We start from the raw sequence: 6,879 nt of genomic DNA on the forward strand, positions 1-6,879 counted from the left end.
GGCTGACAAGCAGCCCCTTAGATTTCTGGTTAAATAATTTTTAGTTAAAGGTTTGGCTTACAAAGCACACACTTTTTTCCAATCGCCGCCTTCAACAGGCTCTTTCGATGTCCACCAGTTGGCTTGGAAAACGACTTGGTTGTGTATGATGTAATCACCTGCATTGGCGTGGCTTGGGTTACCCGCCCAGTCAGTGCGCGGCCAGTTCGGATAAGTATTAATGGTGGTAACATCTACCCCATTACACGTACCATTTCCTGGGTCACCGTTACCTGGGTTACCTGTATCGGGTTTAGTCGCGATTGGAAGTTTTGGATACTCACTCGCAAACGCATACGAGGCACCATCTTTTTCAATCGTGAAGTTCACCGGACCGGTAATTGGCATGTAGTAAAGCACTTGCGCATTTACCGTTTCACCCGGCTTGAATGATTCAGCTGCACCACCCCATTCATTGGTTAAGGTGATTGAAGCTCGGTGGAATTCATTTTCAAAACCGCCAATATTATTACCCGCTGCATTAGAGTTATTCTTATCAATCTTGATACCTAACTTCTTCTGCGCATTCCAATCTGACTTAAAGATTGCAGAGGTAGATACTGGAATATTGAATGAAATCGTTGCACCAGATAAATCAATTTCTGAGTTGTTAGTGAACGCGAAAGTTGGACGAATTGGGTAGTTATCATCGCCAACTGGGAAGTTCTTCGCCTCAAATTTAATATCAACTGCTTTGGCTGCTGGTACAAATGCACCGTCACCTAAATGCGCACCATAAGGTGTTGATGCTTGGTTGAAGGTGTCATAAGCAAGACGCGTCATCGTACTCCCCATGAAGTACTCGCCTTTTTGAGTGTCGTAGTCAAAGTCACCCGCAAGTTCCCAGAACATTACACCGCCAAGCTCTTTATTGACCACATAATCAAGCTTAGTCTTCATTGACTCTTCGTCTTCAATCGATAAGAACACTTTCTTTTCTGCATTGAATAACCAAGGTGCAATGGCAACGCTGTCATAATGGCGCGTATAAGTACCCACCATTTTGTCTTCAGGGTTATTTACCGGATCTAAACCATAAACACCCAAGTAACTTGGTGTGATGCCATTTTGTAGGTTTTTAACGTGCCATAGCGGGTTACTACCTGCTGGTACTTCAATACCATCAACAGTGTCATGCCATAAATTATCGATACCAACCGCACCATTACCACACTTATTTTTCTCACCCACACCTGTGCCCGGCGCACAATCAGCTTGGTTTGGTAAAGCAGCGCGACCCCAAAGGCCATTTTCACCGCCTTGAACGTCTCTAAAACCACGGGTGTAATAAGGTAGACCAATATTGATACGACCTGCTGGTAACGCACCTCTGAAGTAAGTCGCAGCCCAGTCAGTATTTAAGTAACCAATACCTTCAAATTCTTTAGTGCCATACACATTCCACTGCGCCAGCTCAGAATCTTTACCTGTATCGTAAAGCGCTGCGTTATGACCAACATGATCGTTCCATGCACCATGTAAGTCATAAGACATGATGTTCACAAAGTCTAGATATTTAGCTGTTTGGAATGTTTCCATACCACGCAGTAAGTAACCAGAAGATGGTGATGCAATGGTGAGCATATAGTGAGTATTGTCTTGCGCACTGGCCGCATCTAATGCTTCACGAAGTTTACGCATTAACACATCGTAAGAGGCATTTAGGCCAGCACGACGGGCATTACTGATTGGGAAGTCATCAGGGTGGCCTGAGTCTTTCATTGATGAAGGATATTCGTAGTCAATGTCTACACCATCAAAGCCATACTCGCGGATGAATTTAACCGCACTTGCTACGAATGCGTCGATACCAGCATGGTTTACACTGCCGTCAGCATTAGTAGTCATAGTATAGAAACCACCACTGTTTACACGATTACCATTTGAATCGAAGAAACCACCTGTTTCAGCCCAACCACCAACAGAGATCATCGTCTTCACATCAGGGTGTAGCTTTTTGTATTTATTTAATAAGTTGAAATGACCTTTGTACGGCAAGCTTGGGTCCATCTCTGCGCCTTCAACACCTGGCCAAGTCATGTTGGTAGCCGCGTTGCCGGCTGCATTTGGATCGCCAATACTTAATTCATTCGCCGCATTTACGTGTGCAAACGCATAGTTGATGTGGGTGATCTTATCCCAAGGAATGTCTTTTACTAAATAGCTTGGTTGGCCGTTCGCGCCATTTCTCCAACTTGTGAAGTAACCAATAACACGACGTGGGTGATCTGCACCCATTTTCTCTCTGCCTTCTGTGTCGTAAATATCACAGTACGCAGGTTGTACACCTTGCGCTTGGTATAGGCCTGCTGGGCGACAGTTTTCATGACCTGTAATTGGGTCACCTTTTTCTTTGACTATGTAAACACGCTCAACAGGTGTTGCTGCAAGGCCCAACTCATCTTTAGCAGTCAACGTGAATGTGTAAGTGCCCGCCACTGTTGGTGTCCAAACATATTGCTCAGTTCCTTTTGTGCTATTTACAACCACTTCGCCATTCACGGTCAGTGTTTGCGTAACCGCGTGACCATCAGCATCTGACGCACTTAGGTTAAATGTTACTTGCGAACCGACTTCTAATTCTGATGGTAGAGTCGCAGCTAAGCTTACAATCGGTGCTCGGTTCTCATTTGATTTCTTCTGAACTGTCACAGAGTGACGTGCCGACTCCGTTCGCGCCCCGTCATCATCCTGTGCAATCGCATAAAATACATGTTCTCCAACCACTGCCGTCCAATTAAATTCGAACGGTGCAGTATTGAGGGTAGTTAATAATTGACCGTCTAAATAGACTTCAACTTGCTTAACTTGACCGTCGGTATCACTGGCCTCCGCCAAAATGGCAACGCTGTCATTTTCGTTCAGCAAATTGCCATTTGCAGGGCTTAACAAAGACACCTTTGGGGCTTCATTAACAGGTACATCGGTTTGACAGCTACCTAATTTAGTCCACTCCTGCCAATCACCTGAGCGTAATTTAGGTTCTGCTTTGTTCCACCAATTAGACTTATAAGCTACTTTATCTTGCTGAGCTTGCATGCCCTCTGAGTAAGCTTTACCAGCTTCCCACTGAGGAATATTTGTACAATCCACACTTGCAAAGGCAGGTGCGCTGAGTATCGCTAAAACCAATGCCGAAGGTTTAAAACCTTTTCGCATTAAATTCAAATCCTTCATAACTTGTTCCTGATTAAACCTGTTGTATTTTTTTAACTAAATTAACTTATTAGTTACAGATGTACCCGTTAACGGATCGAAACCAGTCTAGAACATAAATTTAAAATTACAAAGTTTTAACATTGCGATATTTTCACGCTCAAGAAATGAACAGCAATAGAGTTAAAACTGCACAAAAAGCGTTCAAATATGAAAGTTGTATGAAATTTTCTATATTTTACATAGGCATATACTAAAGTTGTATAGAGAGAAATGCGTATTTACCACATTCAGAAACGATTTATTTTGAACACAAACCTTTACATAACCAACTCATCTTACCAGAAGAGCTGCACTTGGCACAAAACAAAAAACCCATATTTTTCATAACCTTAATTTTAAACTGGAAAATTAATTTAATTAAGAACGACGAACTTAGAAATCCTTCCCAAAAACCAAAATGTTAAAAATAGCTTTAAAACTCAAAAAACTCCGAGAAATCAGATCACGATTATTATTAAAGAAGATTAATTGCGCAATTCTCAACAAACTACATCCGAAGAACTAGTGAAGCCAAGCTTGAGCTAAATTACCTAATTTGATAACATCCGACCAGCAGTATTGTCTAATTAAAATATTGTTTTTGCTGCTAAATATTGGTTTAGGGATTTATTCACATTGACGTGCACCTCTTCATTTACTTCTTTGAATCAAATCCCCATAAATATTAAATAAGGATTTTTTGTGAAAAAAATAAATCAGGCAACACTACTCTTAGTTGCATTATTAGGGTTGACCGCGTGTGGCGGTGGCAGCTCTAGCGAAACTCAAAACTATGTAAAGCAAGAGCAAACCAGCACGCAACCTCAAAAAAAAGATATAACAATTACAGGCAGTGTTGAGAAAGGACCATTCGTTATTGGTTCGACAGTGACAATTAATATTCTTGATGAAAACGGCGAAAACACAGATTCTACGATTGTTACCAAAACTACAGATGACTTAGGAAACTTCGAGTTCAAAGTACCTGAAGGCTCAATCATTCAAATTACCGCTGCAGGTTACTATAGGAATGAAATAACAGGCGCACTCTCTGAAGGCCAATTAAGCTTAAGAAGTATTTATAAGGCAACTTCTGATGACACTCAAAGTGCAAATGTAAACTTATTAACTCATCTCACTAGTAATCGAGTATTAGAACTGATTAAAGCCGGTGAAACTGACTTTGATAAGGCCATTTCACAAGCTGAGGAAGAGTTCTCTGCTAACTTCCAAACTGTGATCGCACGTTCAAATAATGAAAGTTTCTCTGAACTATCTATTTATGCAGATGCAAACTCAGATGATAATGCCTATCTACTCACGCTTTCTTCAATGCTATACCAACATGCTATTGATCTAGCAGAGTCTAACAAGTCTTCTGCAGAAGCTGAGTTAACTTCAATACTAAATGAACTAGAAAGTGACTTTGGTACTGATGGCAAAGTAGATAACACTGACAAACTTACTGCTATACAACTTACCCAAAAGCGAATTGATCCTGCTAAAGTGACACAACACTTAATTGATTGGCTTGGAGATAATAGTCAATTCACCGTGCCAGACATCAATGCGTATCTTGATACTGATTTGGACGGCATCGCAAACAATAAAGATGACGATGATGATAACGATGGCATCGCCGATGAAGATGATACATCTCAATTTGTAGCTGATTTTGTAATTGATAATCAGAATATCTCTCTTGCCGAAGACGAAACGGTTAGCGTTGAAATCGCAACTAATAACCCACTAGGCACTGACGAGACAATTAAATTTGAACTCATCTCAGATGTAAGCTCAGGTTCTCTTAATATTGACTATCCTAACATCTCATACACGCCTGTTGAAAATTACAACGGCAAAGACGAGTTCACGTTTAAACTTATTCAAGGGAATGTTGAAAGTAAACTTGTTACATTTTCTATTGATGTTACAGCGGTGAATGATGCGCCTGTAATAAGTGGGACCCCACTAGAAGCTATCAGAGCTGAACAATTCTACCAATTTAAGCCATTATTTAGTGATATTGAAAATGATCAACTTACTTTCGAGGTAATCAACTTACCAAACTGGCTCAACTTAAACTCGAATACAGGAGAGTTAAGTGGCACGCCTAGTAATGATGACACTGGTAAGTTTGAAAGTATAGAAATCAAAGTGAGTGATGGTGATAAATCAGCTCAACTACCAATATTTGCTATTGAAGTAAGTTACGCAAAACTTCCTACACCGACTAACTTATCTTATGCGACCTCAAACTATGATAGCAAAATAAAAAACGTCAATCTTTCTTGGAGATCAGTTGATTATGCAAAAAGTTATCAGGTACAAATTTCAAGAGATGAAGCTTTTAATGATTTAATAGTAAACGATAACATTAGTGAACTGAGCAACGACGTTCAATTAGAAGTAGGTAGTTACTATTGGAGAATTAGCACTATAAACCCTGCAGACGAACAAGGAGAATGGAGTGCAAACGAAAACTTAGATGTAGGCGTTTTTAATGAAACATTTGGCAAAGCAGGTAACAATTTGGTTATCTCGAGCCAAAAAACAGCCGACAAAGGTTACTTAATAACTAGCAAAACAAACTTAAAAGAAGAGAGTGGCACACCGAACAGTGTAATATCCAAATTTAGCAAAGAAGGTGCTTTAGAATGGGAATTTATTACTGATGCTCATGAAAGCATAAGTTTATACAAAGCTAAGCAGTTGAGCTCCAAAATGGTAGTTGCTGTTGGAGAACATAAAGTAAAGGACAAAGCATACGTTTTATTGCTCGATGAAAAAGGCTCAAAAATAAGAGAGATTAATTACTCTTTAAATGAAGAAAGAAAGAATAATGCCTTTAAAGATATTATAGAAGTAAATGACAACATATATTTAAGCTATAGCTCTACTTGTAACTCAACTTGCAACTCTCAATCAAAAGGGTTTTCGATTCATGAACTAGTAAAAGATGGGAATTCAATATCAGCACCTTTATCATGGACCCCACCGATAGGATATGATCTTATATCAGCACTGAATTTTTATCTTTCAAACAATAATTCCTTTATTGTATCTAGCACTTTAGTACCTACTGGAGCCTCTGAATCAGACTTTGCTAGCCACAGTGTTTTTATTCAAGTTCTTGATAATGAGTTAACTTCTCAATTTCTTTGGAATAATGCTGGAAACGTCGGGTTAACCGGGATCAGATCCGTTAGCCAATTACCTAATGATAATTTCGTTCTAAGTGGCGTCAGTATGTATGATGGTCACAATGTGCACATTATAAGCCCTAATGGCGACCTATTATATGTATATTCAGACATAGAAAATTTTATTGGTAGCAATAATATTGTTGTTAGTGAAAATGGAGATTTTTCTGTTCTTCTTGGCACTTACGGTGAAATTACATTAAGAACTTACTCTTCTTCACTAGAAATAATTGAATCAATCCAACTAAACGACATATCTTCAGATGCATTAGGAGCAGACTTATTTAAGAACTCTGATGGGACTTACACATTTGTCATAGAAGATAAAACTGAAGGTAGAACTTATTACGATATTGTTTTAAGAAGAAAATTAATTAATTAAAGTTTTATTTTGAATAGGTAGAAGCTATGGCATCTACCTATTTCACTTTCATATAAT

The 6,879-nt window shown here is 39.3% G+C and carries 2 protein-coding genes; one reads left to right on the top strand and one right to left on the bottom strand.

Annotated features, from left to right (window positions below; genetic code table 11):
- Positions 1-57: 57 nt before the first annotated feature.
- On the bottom strand, positions 58-3,216 hold the full coding sequence (locus tag ACXAC4_RS26170; RefSeq protein ID WP_475167704.1) for a glycosyl hydrolase family 18 protein: 3,159 nt from the start codon (positions 3,214-3,216) through the stop codon (positions 58-60).
- A gap of 723 nt (positions 3,217-3,939) precedes the next feature.
- Here ACXAC4_RS26170 and ACXAC4_RS26175 point away from each other — a divergent pair.
- Positions 3,940-6,822: an Ig-like domain-containing protein gene (locus ACXAC4_RS26175; protein WP_475167707.1), complete on the top strand. Its 2,883-nt coding sequence runs from the start codon at positions 3,940-3,942 to the stop codon at positions 6,820-6,822.
- The last annotated feature ends 57 nt before the right edge of the window (positions 6,823-6,879 follow it).

Source organism: Pseudoalteromonas sp. AWM4_233 (genome assembly GCF_056158285.1).

Excerpts from the sequence above, each read along its gene's own strand:
- ACXAC4_RS26170 (WP_475167704.1), bottom strand. The coding sequence starts at position 3,216 with ATGAAGGATTTGAATTTAATGCGAAAAGGTTTTAAACCTTCGGCATTG.